General features: G+C 31.8%; 17 protein-coding genes and 1 riboswitch. Of the genes, 15 read left to right on the top strand and 2 right to left on the bottom strand.

What is annotated here, in order from left to right; all coding sequences use genetic code 11:
* Positions 1-24 precede the first annotated feature (24 nt).
* From dnaE to fur, 9 genes are all read left to right on the top strand, one after another.
* A complete protein-coding gene (gene dnaE / locus RR554_RS02225; RefSeq protein ID WP_332467343.1) occupies positions 25-3,348 on the top strand; it encodes a DNA polymerase III subunit alpha in 3,324 nt (1,107 codons plus the stop codon).
* Between the two features lie 203 nt (positions 3,349-3,551).
* Positions 3,552-4,514: a 6-phosphofructokinase gene (gene pfkA / locus RR554_RS02230; protein WP_332462308.1), complete on the top strand. Its 963-nt coding sequence runs from the start codon at positions 3,552-3,554 to the stop codon at positions 4,512-4,514.
* A 53-nt stretch (positions 4,515-4,567) separates the two neighbouring features.
* The gene (pyk, locus tag RR554_RS02235) at positions 4,568-6,322 is read left to right on the top strand and encodes a pyruvate kinase (protein WP_332462309.1); all 1,755 of its coding nucleotides are present in this window, start codon (positions 4,568-4,570) and stop codon (positions 6,320-6,322) included.
* Positions 6,323-6,394: 72 nt separating this feature from the next.
* Positions 6,395-7,636 (top strand): MFS transporter, encoded by a 1,242-nt coding sequence (locus RR554_RS02240; RefSeq protein WP_332462310.1) that lies wholly within the window; start codon positions 6,395-6,397, stop codon positions 7,634-7,636.
* A gap of 43 nt (positions 7,637-7,679) precedes the next feature.
* On the top strand, positions 7,680-8,396 hold the full coding sequence (locus tag RR554_RS02245; RefSeq protein WP_332462311.1) for an AzlC family ABC transporter permease: 717 nt from the start codon (positions 7,680-7,682) through the stop codon (positions 8,394-8,396).
* Entirely contained in the window at positions 8,383-8,718 is a 336-nt protein-coding gene (locus RR554_RS02250) for an AzlD domain-containing protein (protein ID WP_332462312.1), read from the top strand. Before RR554_RS02245 ends, RR554_RS02250 begins: the two co-directional genes overlap by 14 nt.
* A 17-nt stretch (positions 8,719-8,735) precedes the next feature.
* Complete coding sequence (locus RR554_RS02255; RefSeq protein WP_332462313.1) at positions 8,736-9,284, top strand: GNAT family N-acetyltransferase; 549 nt, start codon at positions 8,736-8,738, stop codon at positions 9,282-9,284.
* Between the two features lie 62 nt (positions 9,285-9,346).
* The gene (locus RR554_RS02260; RefSeq protein ID WP_332467344.1) at positions 9,347-10,216 is read left to right on the top strand and encodes a CvfB family protein; all 870 of its coding nucleotides are present in this window, start codon (positions 9,347-9,349) and stop codon (positions 10,214-10,216) included.
* 109 nt (positions 10,217-10,325) lie between these two features.
* A complete protein-coding gene (fur, locus tag RR554_RS02265; RefSeq protein ID WP_332462315.1) occupies positions 10,326-10,778 on the top strand; it encodes a ferric iron uptake transcriptional regulator in 453 nt (150 codons plus the stop codon).
* A 15-nt stretch (positions 10,779-10,793) separates the two neighbouring features.
* Here fur and RR554_RS02270 read toward each other — a convergent pair whose 3' ends face one another.
* Complete coding sequence (locus RR554_RS02270; RefSeq protein WP_332462316.1) at positions 10,794-11,369, bottom strand: DNA-3-methyladenine glycosylase I; 576 nt, start codon at positions 11,367-11,369, stop codon at positions 10,794-10,796.
* 13 nt (positions 11,370-11,382) lie between these two features.
* On the bottom strand, positions 11,383-12,132 hold the full coding sequence (locus tag RR554_RS02275; RefSeq protein WP_332467345.1) for a hypothetical protein: 750 nt from the start codon (positions 12,130-12,132) through the stop codon (positions 11,383-11,385).
* A gap of 158 nt (positions 12,133-12,290) precedes the next feature.
* On the opposite strand from RR554_RS02275, the gene xerD reads away from it, so the two are divergent.
* The 6 genes from xerD to RR554_RS02305 form a co-directional block, all read left to right on the top strand.
* Entirely contained in the window at positions 12,291-13,184 is an 894-nt protein-coding gene (gene xerD, locus RR554_RS02280; protein WP_332462318.1) for a site-specific tyrosine recombinase XerD, read from the top strand.
* Positions 13,185-13,205: 21 nt separating this feature from the next.
* On the top strand, positions 13,206-13,979 hold the full coding sequence (locus RR554_RS02285; RefSeq protein ID WP_332462319.1) for a segregation/condensation protein A: 774 nt from the start codon (positions 13,206-13,208) through the stop codon (positions 13,977-13,979).
* Positions 13,970-14,569, top strand: coding sequence for an SMC-Scp complex subunit ScpB (scpB, locus tag RR554_RS02290; RefSeq protein ID WP_332462320.1), 600 nt, complete (start codon positions 13,970-13,972; stop codon positions 14,567-14,569). The genes RR554_RS02285 and scpB overlap by 10 nt, the downstream gene beginning before the upstream one ends.
* Positions 14,569-15,291, top strand: coding sequence for a pseudouridine synthase (locus RR554_RS02295; protein ID WP_332462321.1), 723 nt, complete (start codon positions 14,569-14,571; stop codon positions 15,289-15,291). The genes scpB and RR554_RS02295 overlap by 1 nt, the downstream gene beginning before the upstream one ends.
* Positions 15,292-15,348: 57 nt before the next feature.
* Positions 15,349-15,484: riboswitch (FMN riboswitch) on the top strand.
* Positions 15,485-15,613: 129 nt separating this feature from the next.
* Positions 15,614-16,183 (top strand): ECF transporter S component, encoded by a 570-nt coding sequence (locus tag RR554_RS02300; protein WP_332462322.1) that lies wholly within the window; start codon positions 15,614-15,616, stop codon positions 16,181-16,183.
* A 288-nt stretch (positions 16,184-16,471) separates the two neighbouring features.
* A partial coding sequence (locus tag RR554_RS02305) for an acyltransferase family protein (protein WP_332462323.1) occupies positions 16,472-17,452 on the top strand: 981 nt, incomplete at its 3' end.

Below are 17,452 nucleotides of genomic sequence, written 5' to 3' on the forward strand. Positions count from 1 at the left end.
ATAATAATATAACGGAGGGATCAAATGAGTTTAGGTCAGTTACAAGTGTTAACATCGTATTCATTATTAAGAAGTACCAACCAAATTCCTAGTTTGGTCTCAGAAAGCAAACGTTTAGGTTACGAGGCCTTAGCCATTACAGACCTAAATGTGATGCATGGTGTGATTGAATTTTTCAATGCCTGCAAAAAGGAAGAAATCAAACCTATTATTGGAATGACCTTAAGTTATCATAATAAAAAATTCTCTGATGAGGAGTTCCAACTTATTTTATTAGCGAAAAATAACCAAGGCTACCAAAATTTGATTGAAATCTCCACATTAAAAATGGAGTCTGAAAAAAATGATTATTTCTATCTAAATGCTATAAATAAATTAGCCAGTCAGTTGATTGCGATTGTTCCATGGGAAAAAAATGAATTAGCTTTTTTAGAAAGTAAAGAAATTGAACAACGAGATAGTGCTTGGAATGAATTAATTGATTTGTTTGATCCTAATTGTCTATATCAAGGAGTAACAATCAATAAAGAAATAACTGAAATATCAGCGAATTATTTAAATGTTTGTCATAATAAAAGTATTCCCGTTGTTGCTCTTCAAGACATCAGATATTTACAACCAAGTGATCATTTTTCCGTTGAAGTGCTACGCCATATTGATTTAGGTGAGGAAATCAATACTGATTTTGAATCTACCTCAGGGCCGTTCTATCTACCAGAAAAGAAAGAGTTTAAACAGAAATTTACTAGTAACCAGTTGGAAATCGCCTTAAAAAACAATGAGGAAATAATTGAGAACTGCAATGTTTCAATTGAGATGAATCAAAAATTACTACCTGCATATCCCTTAAACGCAGATGAGAACGCAAGAGACTATTTAAAAAAACTTTGTCTTGAGGGATTGAAAGATAGAGGCAAGGATACTAATGAGGTTTATCAACAACGTTTGAATACTGAATTATCAGTTATTCATGAAATGGGATATGATGATTACTTTCTAATTGTTTGGGATGTTATGAAATACGCTAGAGATCAACATATAGTAACTGCTTGTCGTGGATCAGCTGCTGGTTCTCTGGTTTCTTATACATTGAAAATAACTAATGTGGACCCAATTGAATATGGTTTGTTGTTTGAACGTTTTTTAAATAAAGAGCGCTATACAATGCCTGATATTGATATGGATATACCAGACAATAAGAGAGAAGAACTTTTGCAATATGTTAATCAGAAATATGGTCATCATAAAGTAGCGCAGATTGCAACGTTCGGTACGTTGGCTGCTAAAATGGCATTAAGAGATGTTAGCCGAGTTTTTGGATTAAGACAAAGTGAAGCTAATAACTGGTCTAACGCTATACCCAATACTTTAAAAATCACTTTAGATGAGGCGTATGAAAAATCTCGTAAGCTTAGAGAATTAGTTGCTTATTCGGAAAAAAATAAATTATTATTTGAAACAGCAAGAAAAATTGAAGGTCTGCCAAGACATGTGTCTACTCATGCGGCAGGTGTCGTTATCAGTGATCAAGAGTTAACTAATTTTGTGCCACTTCAAATAGGCTCAGGCGAAATACCTTTAACACAATTTGCAATGGGTGATGTTGAGTTAATCGGCCTTTTAAAAATGGATTTTTTAGGACTTAGAAATCTCTCCATTATTGGTAACACAATTGATTCAATTAAGTACTTGTATAAGGAAACAATAGATTTGGAAAAAATCCCGTTGAATGATGAAAAAACGTTAGAACTTTTCCGAAATGGAGCGACAGTAGGGATTTTTCAATTTGAGTCTGATGGAATAAAAAAAGTTTTAAAAAAACTTGGTCCTACATCAATTGAAGATATCGCATCTGTCAATGCGTTATATCGCCCAGGGCCAATGCAAAATATTGATTTATTTGTGGATAGAAAAAAAGGCAGGGTCCCTATTTCCTATCCGCATGAAAATTTAAAACCAATTCTAGATTATACTTATGGAATCATCGTGTATCAGGAACAAATCATGCAAGTAGCTTCACTAATGGCGGGATTTAGTTTAGGACAGTCGGATATCTTAAGGCGAGCAATAAGTAAGAAGAAAAAAGAGGTTCTTGATATAGAGAGAGCCCATTTTGTGGAAGGGTCACTTAAACAAGGATACACAGAACAAGTAGCTAATGAAGTTTATGATTACATTGAACACTTTGCAAACTATGGATTTAATCGGTCGCATGCCGTTGTTTATTCTGTACTAGCTTACCAAATGGCTTATTTAAAAGTACACTATCCAGAATGTTTTTTCACATCTTTGCTTCACTCAGTTAAAAATAATACAGGTAAAATTAACGAATACATCAATGAAGCAAAAAAAAATGGTGTCAAAATTTCACCACCAGATATCAATAAAAGTGAGTTTAGTTTCACATTGAATAAAGGAAAAATTCTTTTTGGGTTCTCCAGTTTAAAAGGTGTTAGAAAAGATTTTATTCAACACATTATCGAAGTTAGAAAAGAAAGTGGACCATTTACGTCTCTAGAAAATTGTTTGGTTCGGATAAGTGGCAAATGGTTAAAAGAAACTAATATTTTACCGCTTATTTACATAGGTGCATTTGATTCATTACATGGCAATCGAAAACAGTTGATTATGGATTTAGATAGTACGATTCGAAATATTGAATATAGTGGTGGGAGTATGGATCTATTGGAAACTTTAAGTTTAAAAAAAGAAAAAGTTTCCGACTTTGCGTTGACTGAAAAGTTAAATCAAGAGGCTGACTATTTAGGTACTTATATTTCAGGACACCCAATTGATGGCTATAATAATTTGAGAAAGGGAAGAAAAATTTCGTACTTCTCAGAAATAGAACTGGGTCAGTCTTCTCAATTTTTAGTGTACGTAACAGAAGTGAAAAGAATAAGAACCAAAAAAGGCGAAGCTATGGCTTTTCTAACTGCTAGCGATGGTGAGAAAGAGATGGACATAACTATATTTCCACAACTTTTTAGGCAACTAAAGTTAACAATCGACGAAAATGAAGTCTATCTTGTTAGTGGGAAATTAGAGGAAAGTAAGTATAATAAAATGCCTCAACTTCTTTGTGATAAGTTAGTTTTGGCAAGTAGTGTGCCCCCTTTTGAAACATCAAAGAAATGTTATATAAATATTGAAGATAAAAATAACACACCAGTTATTTTAAATAAAATAAAACAATTGTTAATAAAAAGCGAGGGTGAGATACCTGTTATTTTAATTTTAAACGAACGAAAGTTACTTTTAGATGAGAGCTTTTGGGTGCATGAAAATGAAGAATTAAAATTATCTATTTTCAAAATACTTGGAAATAACACTGTTGTTTTTCAATAAAAAAATTGGGCAAATAGCTCAATATAAGCCTTAAAAACTTGTCAAAGTGAATAAATTAACAATTTTCATAAATTTTTCAATGATTTTTACGGATAATGAAAGACTTTTTTGCTAAAGAATGGTAAAATGTTTTTGGATTTAAGTATTTTGTACATAATTAAAGTACAAAAAAAACAAATTAGTTGAAGTGAGGGAATACGCTTATGAAACGCATCGCTATTTTAACAAGTGGTGGAGATGCACCAGGTATGAATGCTGCAGTTAGAGCAGTCACACGTAAAGCAATCTACGAAGGTATGGAAGTTTATGGAATTAACTATGGTTACGCTGGATTAGTGGCTGGAGATATTCGTAAATTAGATGTACCAGATGTTGGGGATATTATTCAACGTGGCGGAACTCGTTTATATTCTGCTCGTTATCCTGAGTTCGCAACTGAAGAAGGTCAATTAAAAGGTATTGAGCAATTGAAGAAATTCGGTATTGAAGGTTTAGTCGTTATTGGTGGAGATGGCTCTTATCATGGCGCGTTGGCATTAACTAAACGAGGATTTCCAGCTATTGGAATTCCTGGTACAATTGACAATGATATTCCTGCAACAGATTTTACTATTGGTTTTGATACAGCAATTAATACAGTGCTTGATGCCATTGATAGAATTAGAGATACAGCAACTTCACATGTACGTACATTTATTATTGAAGTAATGGGACGTGACGCAGGAGATATCGCTTTATGGGCTGGTGTTGCTGGTGGTGCGGATGATATCATTATTCCTGAACATAAATTTGACATGGAACAAGTAGCAAAAAGAATTCGTGATGGACGCGATCGCGGTAAGAAACATTGTTTAATTATTTTAGCTGAAGGTGTTATGCCAGGTCATGAGTTTGCAGATAGATTATCTGAACACGGTGACTTTCATGCGAGAGTGTCTGTATTGGGACACATTGTTCGTGGTGGATCACCAACAGCTCGTGATAGAGTTTTAGCAAGTAAATTTGGTGGTTATGCTGTTGATTTACTTAAAGAAGGAAAGGGCGGCTTATGTATTGGTATTCTAAACAATGAATTAGTAGCAACTGATATTGTTGAAACATTAGAAACTAAAAAACATCGTCCAGATTTAAGTTTATATGATTTAAATCATCAAATTTCTTTCTAATCAAAGTGTCTTAAGTTATTTAAAATAAATATAAATATAGGGAGCGTTTTGTAATGAAAAAAACAAAGATTGTTTGTACGATTGGACCAGCAAGTGAAACGGTAGAAACATTAGTTGAATTAATGAATAATGGAATGAACGTAGCTCGTTTAAACTTTTCACATGGTGATTTTGAAGAACATGGTGCTAGAATTAAAAATATTCGTGAAGCTGCAAAAATTACTGGACAAACTATTGCTATTTTATTAGATACAAAAGGACCAGAAATTAGAACAAACAATATGAAAGATGGCATTGTTGAGCTTTCTACTGGAGACGTTGTACGTATTGCAATGGAAGAAGTTGAAGGAACAAAAGAAAAATTCTCTGTAACTTACTCAGAATTAATCAATGACGTTGAAGTTGGAAGCCACATTTTACTTGATGATGGATTAATTGATTTAGAAGTTATCGAGATTGATAAAGCTAACAATGAATTAGTTACAAAAGTTTTAAATGAAGGTGTTCTTAAAAATAAAAAAGGTGTTAACGTTCCTAACGTAAGCATTAATTTACCAGGAATTACTGATAAAGATGCTGCTGATATCCGTTTTGGTATTGAAAATGACGTTGACTTTATTGCTGCAAGTTTTGTTCGTCGTCCAAGTGATGTTTTAGAAATTACAAAAATTTTAGAAGACAACAACGCAACTCATATTCAAATTATTTCTAAAATTGAAAATCAAGAAGGAATTGATAATTTAGATGATATCTTAACAGTTTCTGATGGTTTAATGGTAGCTCGTGGAGATTTAGGTGTTGAGATCCCAACTGAAGATGTGCCAGTTGTTCAAAAAGAAATGATAAAAAAATGTAATGCTTTAGGTAAACCAGTTATTACAGCAACTCAAATGTTAGATTCAATGCAACATAATCCTCGTCCAACTCGTGCAGAAGCAAGTGATGTGGCAAATGCTATCTATGATGGAACAGATGCTATTATGTTATCAGGTGAAACAGCTGCTGGTGATTACCCTGTCGAAGCAGTTAAAACAATGCATAACATTGCAGTTCGTACTGAAGGTGTATTAACAGATAGAGATGCGTACGCCCTTAAACTATACAAAAAAGCTGACATGACTGAATCAATTGGTCAAGCAGTAGGACATACAGCTAAAAACTTAGGTATTCAAGCAATCGTCGCTGCAACTGATTCAGGTCATACAGCTCGTATGATTTCTAAATACCGTCCAAAAGCTCATATTGTTGCTGTAACATTTACAGATAGAGCAGCAAGAAGTTTATCATTAAATTGGGGTGTATTCCCAGAAGTTGCAAACAAACCAACTAACACTGATGAAATGTTTGTTTTAGCAACTAAAGTTGTTAAAGAAGCTGGATTTGCTAAAGATGGTGATTTAGTAGTTATTACTGCTGGAGCTCCAATTGGTGAAAAAGGTACAACTAACCTAATGAAGATCCAATTAATTGGTTCTAAATTAGCTGATGGTCAAGGAATTGGTGATACACCAGTTTCTGCTAAAGCAATCGTTGCTACTTCTGCAAAAGAAGCAGCTGAAAAAATGGAAAATGGAGCTATCTTAGTTGTTAAAACAACTGATAAAGATTACATGCCAGCCATTGAAAAAGCTTCAGCATTAGTTGTTGAAGATGGAGGATTAACTTCTCATGCAGCTGTTGTAGGAATCGCTGAAGGTATTCCTGTTATTGTTGGTTGTAAAGAAGCAACAACAACTATTAAAAACGGAACAACTATTACAGTTGATCCTCGCCAAGGAACAATTTACGAAGGCGAAACAGCTTTCTAAAAATAAATATATGTTAATTTAACGAAAGAAGAAGGGGAATTTTCCCTTTTTCTTTTTTTTTAGTCGAAATTAATGGATTTTCTAAGAAGGAATAGTGTAGAATGGTCTGGACTGAACTTTAGAAGGAGGGAAAAAATGAAAAATAAAAATAGTATGTTATATTTAGCTATTATGAATTTATTCATTGTTTTTTTGGGAGTAGGACTTGTTATTCCAGTTATGCCAATGTTGCAAAAAAATATGCATTTATCTGGATCAACAATGGGAATGTTGGTCTCAGTTTTTGCAATTGCTCAATTAATAGCATCGCCCATAGCTGGACACATATCCGACAAGTTGGGACGAAAAAAGTTAATCGCACTTGGTATGCTAATTTTTTCGATTTCTGAATTAATTTTTGGGTTAGGGCATACAGTAAACTGGCTTTATTTTTCGCGTGCGCTAGGTGGTGTTTCTGCAGCGTTAATTATGCCATCAGTTACTGCTTATGTAGCGGATGTGACAACGATAGAGGAAAGACCAAAAGCAATGGGGCTTGTTTCTGCTGCTATTAGTGGTGGGTTTATTATTGGCCCAGGACTAGGTGGTTTTATTGCTCACTTTGGAATGAGAATACCATTCTTTGCAGCATCAGCACTTGCGTTTGTTGGATGTTTGCTAGCCGTTTTTATTCTGAAAGAACCTACAAAGAAAACGATGCATGGTCAAGTCAGCTCAAAGGGCTCGTTTATGGAAATATTGAAAAATCCAGTATTTACTTTTCCATTTGTTGTTATTTTAATCTCATCTTTTGGGCTGCAAGCATTTGAATCAATTTATAGTATCATGGCTGTTATAAATTTTGGGTTTTCAACAACTGAAATTGCTATGATTATTACTGTTAGTGGAACGTTAGCTTTAATTTGCCAAATTGTGTTCTTTGACGGTATTATTAAAATGGTTGGTGAAGTCGGTTTGATTCGAATTGCTTTTTTTGCAAGTAGTATATTTGTAGGAGTTATTGCATTTACTAATAACAATTGGGTAGTTATTATTTCAACATTTATTGTTTTTTTAGCGTTCGATCTTGTTCGTCCAGCCATAACGACATATTTATCTCGACATGCAGGAGATAAACAAGGAACAGTTAATGGACTAAATTCAACTTTTACGAGTTTTGGTAATATTTTAGGACCAATGGCTTCAGGTTTTTTATTTGATATGAATCACTTCTTTCCATATTATGTCTCATCGATTGTTTTATTAATTACCAGTTTCTTGTCTTTAATGTGGAAAAAAGAAATTGCTCCAGGAGAGCTTGAGAAAGAAGGATAATTCCTTCTTTTTTGTTATCTAAATTTATTAATGGAGGAACTAGATGGAAAAAGCATATTCAAAAGGTTTTGAAACTTTTAAAGACGGGGTGATTGCGTGTGTGCCAACAATTTTAGGGTATGTTGGTATTGGAATAGCCGCAGGAATCGTTGGTAAAAGTTCTGGCTTATCTGTATGGATTGTCGTTTTTATGTCTGTGATCGTTTATGGTGGTAGTTCTCAATTTATTATCACAAGTATGTTGGTAACAGGAAGTCCAATATCAGCCATTATTTTCACAACATTTTTAGTTAATTTACGTCATTTTTTAATGAGTTTATCTGTTTCAGATTATTTTAAAGAATTTAAATTAATACAATCAATAGGCATAGGTTCTTTGCTTACAGACGAATCTTACGGGGTTTTAATGACAGCTGTATTGAATGGTAAACAAGTTTCTTTTAATTGGGCTAATGGATTGAATGTTACTGCGTATATTGTTTGGATTCTATCAACCTTGACGGGAGCTTTACTTGGAAATGCTATTCCTAATCCGTATATATTTGGACTAGACTATGCTTTAGTTGCAATGTTTATAGGTTTAGTTATTTTGCAAATAGAAATTCCACTTAAAAACAATAGAAGTAAAACACTCTTTGTAATAGTTAGTGTGGTAATTTCTTTATATGTATTATCAAATCTTATATCAATTGAGATGAGTGTATTAATCGCCACGTTAATAGGCTGTGGAGTAGGAGTGTTTTTAAATGACGAAGATTGATAGCAGTATTATTTTAGCCATTTTGGGATGTGGCATTGTGACTTGGTTGCCTCGAATTTTACCATTTTTGTTTAATAAAAAAATCACATTTTCTCATAAAGCAAAAAAATTTATGTCTTTTATTCCAATGTGTATTTTGATTGCTTTATTTACTCAAAATTTATTAATTGTTGAAAGTGGAAAAATGACCGGAATTAATTTAGAGAATTTAGTGGTTAGCCTTCCTACATTTATTGTGGGGTTTATTACTAAAAGCTTAATGTGGACGGTAATTGTTGGAGTTGTTACAATGGGAGTAATTAGGTATTTAAATATTTTTTAAAAGGAAAGGGCATGTGAATGAACACATTTAGAAAAGTAGAAATCATAGAATTTGAATTTATTTATAATAGTTGGATGATTAATGATTTTCCAGAAAATGAATTGAAAAAACTTGATCATATTAAGGAAATATTTAAGCAAGGAAAGTATGAGTGTATCGTAATGGAGGAAGATGGACAGATTAAGGCATATGCCTGTTTTCTATGGTTAAAACCAACTGTTAAAATTCTTGATTATTTAGCAGTGGTTAGCGATACTAGGGGCAAAGGATATGGAAGTCAATTACTAAATTGGTTAAAAGAAAGTAAAGGAAAGTCTGAGATAATAGTTGAGTCCGAGGATCCAAATTTTACAGTTGATGACAAAGAAAAGATAATTCGTGAGAGAAGAATTTCATTTTACGAAAAAAATGGATTAATGAAACGTGAATTTAGTTTAAAATTGTCAGAAGTAGAATTTAATATTTTAACATTTGAAGATAGTCAATTAGACAAAAAAATGTTGTTAAACGAAATGTTAGCTATTTATTCAGAATTTTCCCCTATTTTAAAAGTAACTCCCTATTAAATCACTTATTTTGATAAACAATATGGTATACTAAATTGAATTTTGAAAGGATGAAGGATTGAATGAATGAATTATTAGGAAGCGTTTGGCACGGTATGATTTTTGATGAAAATGATCATAGTTACTTTGTGCAAAAAAACGGTATAACTTTTCTATTAGATAAAGAAGAAGGACAACAAGAAGTAGGGAACATGGTGGAAGGTTTTGGCTATCAAAATCAGAAACAGCAAAACTGTTTCACAACTAAAATTCCATTGATTCGAAAAGACCATAAAGATTTTGCCGAAGTGATTGCTTCTAGAAAAGACCTTGGTGTTTTTGTTGATATCGGATTAACAGATAAAGAAATTGTAGTGTCGTTAGATGAATTACCAGAATTACGTCAACTTTGGCCTAAAAAAGGGGACAAATTATTAGTAAGTCTTAAAACAGACGAAAAAGCTCGTGTTTGGGCAACCTTAGCTGATGAAGTTGATTTTTTAGCAATGTCAAAACCTGCTACCAAAGAAGAAATGCACAATAAAAATATCGAAGGAACAGTTTATCGATTAAAACTAGTAGGAACTTATTTTATCTCTGATGAGGGATATTTAGGATTTATCCATCCATCAGAGCGTTTTGAAGAACCAAGATTAGGTCAACATATATCAGGTCGTGTTATCGGTGTTAGACCAGATGGCATTTTAAATATATCTTTAAAACCTAGAGCCCACGAAGTAATCTCTTCTGATGCTCAAATGATTTTAACATTCCTAGAACGATCAGAAGAAGGTAAGATTCCATTCTCTGATAAATCAACACCAGATGCTATTAAAGAGACGTTTGCTATCAGTAAAGGGCAATTTAAACGTGCATTAGGGTCATTAATGAAGGCTAAGTTGATTAACCAAGAAGACGGTTGGACAATTTTAGTAGAAAATAAAGAAATCTAATTGAGAATCATTGCATTTACCTTTTATATAAATTATAATTTATATAATATGATTTTTAAAAATTATATTCTTAATTATAATGATTTTAAAAAAGGAGTGCAAAGCACCCATGGAAAACACACTAGAATCGTTAACTAGAATAAAAAAAAGATTACATGAAGCTAGTTACAAATTAACACCACAACGAGAAACAACGGTTCTTGTTTTATTAGAAAATGAAAAAGACCATTTATCGGCTGAGGAAATTTATATGTTAGCTAAGTTAAAAGCACCTGATATTGGTTTGGCAACAGTTTATCGAACATTAGAAATGTTAACAGAACTGAAAATCCTTGATAAAATAAGTTTTACAGATGGCTTAGCTAGATATGATATGCGAAAAGAAGGAGCAAAACATTTTCATCACCATCTTTTATGCTTGGAATGTGGGGATATTGAGGAAATTGAGGATGACCTTCTTGGAGAGGTAGAGCAAGTTGTAGAACAACGATTCCAATTTAAAGTTACAGATCATCGTTTGACTTTTCATGGTGTCTGTAGCAAATGTCAACATGCTAAATAAAAAAGCAGCAATTCATTAGTCATGAGTTGCTGCTTCTTTGTGTATTGGACAGGTTACTAAATGATCGTTTACCATTCCTATACTTTGCATGAAAGCATAGACTGTTGTAGGACCAATAAATTTAAACCCTTTTTTCTTTAAATCTTTAGATATTTTTTCTGCTAACGGTGTAAATCCTGGAACATCTTTCATTTCTTTGTAATTTGATTGAATAGGTTTGTTATCGACGTAAGCCCAGATAAACTTGCTAAAGCTGCCATATTCTTCTTGAATAGCTAAAAAAGCTGTAGCGTTTGAGACAGTAGCCTTAACCTTTAATTTGTTTCTTATAATGTTTTCATCAGACAAAAGTCTTTCAATATCAGTATCTGAGTAATCTTTTATAACTTCTGGAATAAAATTGTCATAGGCTTTTTTCATGCCCTCTCTTTTTTTCAAAATAGTTGTCCAACTAAGACCAGCTTGCATTGTTTCAAGAATAAGCATTTCAAAAAGTAATGCATCATCATGGAGTGGGAATCCCCAAGCAGTATCATGATATTCTAACTCTAGATCACTACGGTATGCCCAGCCACATTTATTTTCTTCCATAAAAAAATCTCCCTTATTTATCTTGATATAGTTCATAAAAATGTTGTGTATCTATGTATATGATAGGATTAACATAATAATTGTTCTTGTCAAAATAAACTAATTGCTCACTAACTAGTCCATGAACAAGTTCGTATTCAATAGGTATTTGTACTTGAATTGATAGCGATTTGTCTTTACCTAAGAGATTGATAGTAGCTAATGCTACAGGTTTTAATGGTCTATTCTCAAAGAAAATAATTTTTCTTTTATAAATACTATTATTTTTTTTATCGTAAAAGTCAATACGTTGAGAGGATAGATTTTTATTATTCAATATTTGATTAATATTTTTCGATGATAGAGGTTGAACTTTTACTAACTCAAACTCTTGATTGAGTAATCTTTTGGCTTTGGAATCTTTTGAAAAGTAATTTTGATTGGCTAATTCAGAAAGATGTTCATCAATTTCTTGAAAAAGTTTCTTTTCTTGCTCTTTGATTGATTTTGTTAATGAGGCATAAACAGGTAAACAAATAATAAAAAAGCTAATAATAAATATAATGATAAAATAAAGAAAGAAACTCCACCAAGGGGTTTTAAAATGAAGGGTTCCAAACATTGATAAGACAAAGACAATTGGAATATCTAAAATAATTGAGAGTTTAAAAAATGTTTTTTTCTCTTCAAAGTAATCAATTAATTTTTTATTATATTTTTTTGTTTTAACATCAATGATTTGAAATAAATGGAGATTTTCATAATCACTTTGAGTTGGTAGCAAGTAGTATCACACCCCTTCTTTTTACAATATACCTATTGTATATTCTTAGTAAAAAAAAGTCTATGTGAATTTCATTAAAATAAAAAATAGTTAACATAATAATAGTATTCAAAACTAAAAACTGCTAAAATAGAGAACGGTAAGAGAGGTGCTTGGAAATGAAAGAAATTGAGGAATATTTACATTTTCTAAAAATAGAGCGTGGATTATCAGAAAATACAATTAAAAGTTATGAAAGAGACTTGAAACAATATAGCTTATTTTTAGAAGAAAATAATGTATCTTCCTTGGATAAAATTGATCGATTTTTGATTTTAGATTTTTTGGAAAAATTAAGAAATGAAGATAAATCATCTGCAACAATTATCCGAATGGTTTCAACATTAAGAAAGTACCATCAGTTTTTAAGACAAGAAAGATTTACTGATAATGATCCAATGCAGCATATTGATACACCAAAAAAAATTCAGAAGTTACCTAAAACATTATCTGTCAAAGAGGTCGAAAAAATAATTGAATCACCTGATACATCGACTATTCTTGGTATTAGAGATAGGGCAATTTTAGAAGTAATGTATGCAACAGGGCTAAGAGTGTCAGAATTGATTTCATTGAAGTTAGATGATCTACATCTTTCGTTAGGTTTATTGCAAACCATAGGTAAAGGAGACAAAGAGCGAATTGTTCCTTTAGGAGATGTTGCAATTAAGTGGGTAGAAATTTACTTAGAAAAATCACGACCACAATTAAAAGCTAAAAATAAAAAAGAAAATTTACCTTTCTTATTTTTAAATTATAAAGGTGAAGGATTTTCAAGACAGGGTATTTGGAAAAATTTGAAAGTGTATGTTGTACAAGCAGGTATTGAAAAAGAAGTGACACCACATACTCTTAGACATAGTTTTGCTACCCATTTATTAGAAAATGGCGCAGATTTAAGAGTCGTTCAAGAGCTACTTGGTCATGCAGACATTTCAACAACACAAATCTATACTCATATCAGTAAAAAAAGAATGGCAGATGTATATAAAACGTATTTTCCAAGAGCTTAACAAAGGGATAAGGATAAAAGAATGAATGAATTAAACGTAAAACTAGACATATTTGAAGGACCATTGGATTTACTTTTACATTTAATTAAGACGTTAGAAATTGATATTTATGATATACCAATTTCAGAAATCACCGAGCAATATATGATTTACATACGATCCATGCAAGAGTTAGATTTAGAACTTGCGGGGGAATATATTGTAATGGCTGCAACACTGATGTCAATAAAAAGTAAAATGTTATTACCAAAAATTGAACTCGATATGTCTGATGAAAATGAGTATAGCGATGAAATAGATCCAAGAGAGCAGTTGGTAGCTCAATTACTAGAATACCGGAAGTTCAAATATGCAGCAGGCGTGTTAAAAGATCGAGAAACAGAACGTGGTAAGTATTATACAAAGGAAGCAACTAATTTAGATAATTACCGTGATGAAGTTATTCCTTTGGAACCAAATGAGATAACAACTATTGATTTGTTTCTAGCATTTAGCGATATATTAAATCGGAAAAGAGAACTTGGACCTGATACAGCAAGTATTATTTCAGAAGAGTTTACAATAGAAGATAAAGTTCAAGAAATTATGTCTCGAATGTTTCAACTTGAATTAAAACAAGGAGTTTCTTTTGAATCCTTATTTTATTTTTATACAAGAAATGAAATAGTGACAACATTTATGGCATTATTAGAGTTGATAAAGTCTGGTGAAATAATAGCTAAACAAGCAAAAGCTGAAGAATCAATTGTACTTTACCGAAAAAACAAGAACAATGAGGGGTATCAATGGAAATAGCAAGTCAGATTGAAGCACTACTTTTCGTTGCCGGAAACGAGGGCTTAACACTAAATGAGTTAGCTCATATGACTCACCAAACAACAGCTGATACATATGACTGTATTATTCAATTAAAAGAAACTTATACTAAAGATGAGACAAGAGCTTTTACAATTTTAGAGGTTGGGGATAGCTTTTTGCTAAGTACAAAAAAGAAGTTTGCTTCACTTTTAAAGTATTATGCTCAGTCATCAATCAATCAAAATCTTTCTCAAGCAGCTTTAGAGAGTCTTTCGATTATTGCATATAAGCAACCAATTACAAGGGCAGAAATTGAAGATATGAGAGGTGTTCAGTCTTCTGGTTCTATTCAAAAATTAGTTGCAAGACGATTAATCGAAGAAAAAGGGCGTGTTGAGGGACCAGGTAGAGCGATACTTTATGGAACAACAGCCTATTTTTTGGATTATTTTGGTTTGAAAACAGTAGATGAGTTACCTACAGTTGAAAAATTAGAAGAGAATGCAGAAAAAGAAATACCGAATGATTTATTTTTTGACAGATTCAAAGATCAATTCAAAAAAATAGAAGAACAGGATGAGAATTAGTGGAGAGATTACAAAAAGTTATGGCACATGCCGGAGTGGCTTCAAGAAGAAAATCAGAAAGTATGATTCTTGAAGGTCGAGTTAGTGTAAATGGGAAAAAAGTAACAGAGCTGGGTTATAAGGTAGGCGGAAATGATAGTGTGGAAGTTGACGGTATCCCAATTTATCAAGAACAACCTGTTTATTTTGTTTTTTATAAACCAAGAGGTGTTATCTCAGCCGTTAGTGATGATAAAGATAGAAAAGTGGTGACGGATTATTTTCCAAGAGTCAGCGAAAGAATTTTTCCAGTAGGACGTTTAGACTATGATACTTCTGGACTTTTAATTATGACAAATGATGGTGAATTTGCGAATATTTTAACCCATCCAAAACATGAAATTGAAAAAACATATGTAGCAAAAGTTAAAGGAACACCAAGACCAGAAGATTTAAGAGCTTTTAAAAGAGGTGTTGTTATTGATGGAAGAAAAACGGCGCCAGCTAAATATAAAATTTTATCAACAGATAGAATAAAAGGAACAAGTATTATTGAATTAATCATTCATGAAGGTCGAAATCATCAAGTAAAAAAAATGTTTGAGGCAGTAGGGTTACCCGTTATGAAACTTAAAAGAGAAAAAGTTGGAAGTTTAAATTTACTTGGTTTAGTTTCAGGGCAGTATCGAGAGTTAAGTAAAAAAGAAGTAAGTCAATTACTAGTTGAAGCAAAAGAAAAGTAAAAACAATTGAAATATTTTTATTTTTAGATATAATAAGGTTATAAAAAAATAAAAAAAGGTCGTCTTCACGGGCAGGGTGTAATTCCCGACCGGTGGTAATAGTCCACGAACTGAGTGATAGATAGTTTATCATTTGGTCGAACTGGTGTAATTCCAGTACCGACAGTTAGAGTCTGGAGTAAAGAAGATAGGGCTTATTTGGGAATACCATCAAATAATGCACTGTTTTTTTGTCGCGCTCTAGTGAGAGATGTGGCAAGAAGGCAGTTTTTTATTTATTCTCAAAAACGTCTGAAGATGATCCCTTTAGGAGGATTTTCTCATGAGAAAAAGCAAAACAGAAAAAATGGTTGTCACAGCATTACTAGCGTCATTTTCTTACATATTGATACTTTTAGATTTTTCAATATTGCCAACGTTTGGTTGGCTGAAACTTGATTTTAGTGATGTTCCAATTTTGATAGGAACGTTTATTTTAGGGCCACTTGCAGGAATCACCATTGCGTTTATCAGATCAACATTGAATTTTATGATGAGTGGTGCAGATATATTAAGTTTGATTGGTAATTTAACTGGGTTCATTGCTTCAGTTATCTTTTTATTTCCTATTTATTATATGGAAAAGAAAGAAAGTACTAATAAAAATTTGTTGATAGGTATGGGATTAAGTTCCTTTAGTTTAATCGTATTTATGTCAATTGCTAATTATTTTGTAATTACACCACTGTACATGTCAGTTTTAGGAATGGATTTTGGAATTCCTATTCGAGATATGGTGTTATTCGGTATTATTCCTTTCAACGTTATCAAGTGTATTGCTGTAAATCTGGTGTTTTTTGTAACATATAAAAAATTATTACCGAGTATTGAAAGAAAAAGAAGATTAATATAAGTAAATAGATAAAAATAATTATTTTCTCTCATAGTGAAAGAAAATAATTATTTTTTTAATTTCTTCTAAATTTCTATTGTTTCTGTAATGTTAAAAAAAAAACAAAAAGTTTAAAAAAAAGTCACGTTTTTGAAGCTTTATTAGAAAATTTCTCAAAAAATCACATAAAATTCATAGTTTTATTGTTTAATTGAATTAATAGCATTTATTAATGTGACAAACCTTGAAATGTTTGTAAAAATACTTTAATATATGTCATATAAGAAGTGTGTAAAAGAGGTTTAGCTGATGAATGAAAAAAGAAAATACATAACTGGAATTGATGGATTAAGATCAATTGCAGTAATTGGCGTTATTTTGTACCATTTAATACCAAGAACAATGCCTGGTGGCTATCTTGGTGTACCATTATTTTTTGTTATTTCAGGATACTTAATGACTGATATTTTACTTAATGAGTGGAAGAATAGAAAAAAAATTGGATTAAAGAAATTTTATTATAAGCGTGCAAGAAGGATTTACCCTTCATTAATAATGATGTTAGTTATCTCAGGAAGTGCATTTGTTTTTTTAGCGAAAGATTTATTATTAAACTTCAAACAAATAGTTACAAGTAGTTTATTTAATGTTAACAATTTTTGGCAGATTGTAAATGGTTCATCTTACTTTGATCGATTTGGAAATGAATCCGGATTTACTCATTTATGGTCTTTATCTATAGAAGGTCAATTCTACTTGCTATGGCCCATTGTTGTAGCTTTATTAATTTTTAAAAAAGATGATTTCAAATTGTTAAGTAAGGTTATTTTAACCTTAACAATTCTATCCGGAATCCTGATGGCGATATTATACCAACCGGATAATGTGAATCGAATTTATTACGGAACAGATACAAGATTGTTTTCAATTTTAATGGGAGCGTATTTAGCCGTTTTTTTAAGTGATCATCATGAACTGATTAAGAAAACAGATGAGAAGTGGAAGATAATTTCTTTTTTTGCTTCAATAATTCTTGTTATTTTTGGACTTATCTTTTTAAAAGATAGCTGGGGAATTGTTTACCAGGGAGGAATGTTTCTATTTAGTGCAATTTGTACGGTGCTACTTGGAACCATAATTAGTTACGAAAAAGCTAATGGTTGGTTAACTAATCCGTTGTTTAAATGGATTGGAACAAGAAGTTATGAAATTTACTTATGGCAATTTCCAGTGATGATTGCTTATGAGAAGATGATTAAATGGGATGGATCTAATTCTTGGATTCATTTA

This window comes from Vagococcus sp. (genome assembly GCF_036639995.1).
Classification (GTDB): domain Bacteria; phylum Bacillota; class Bacilli; order Lactobacillales; family Vagococcaceae; genus Vagococcus.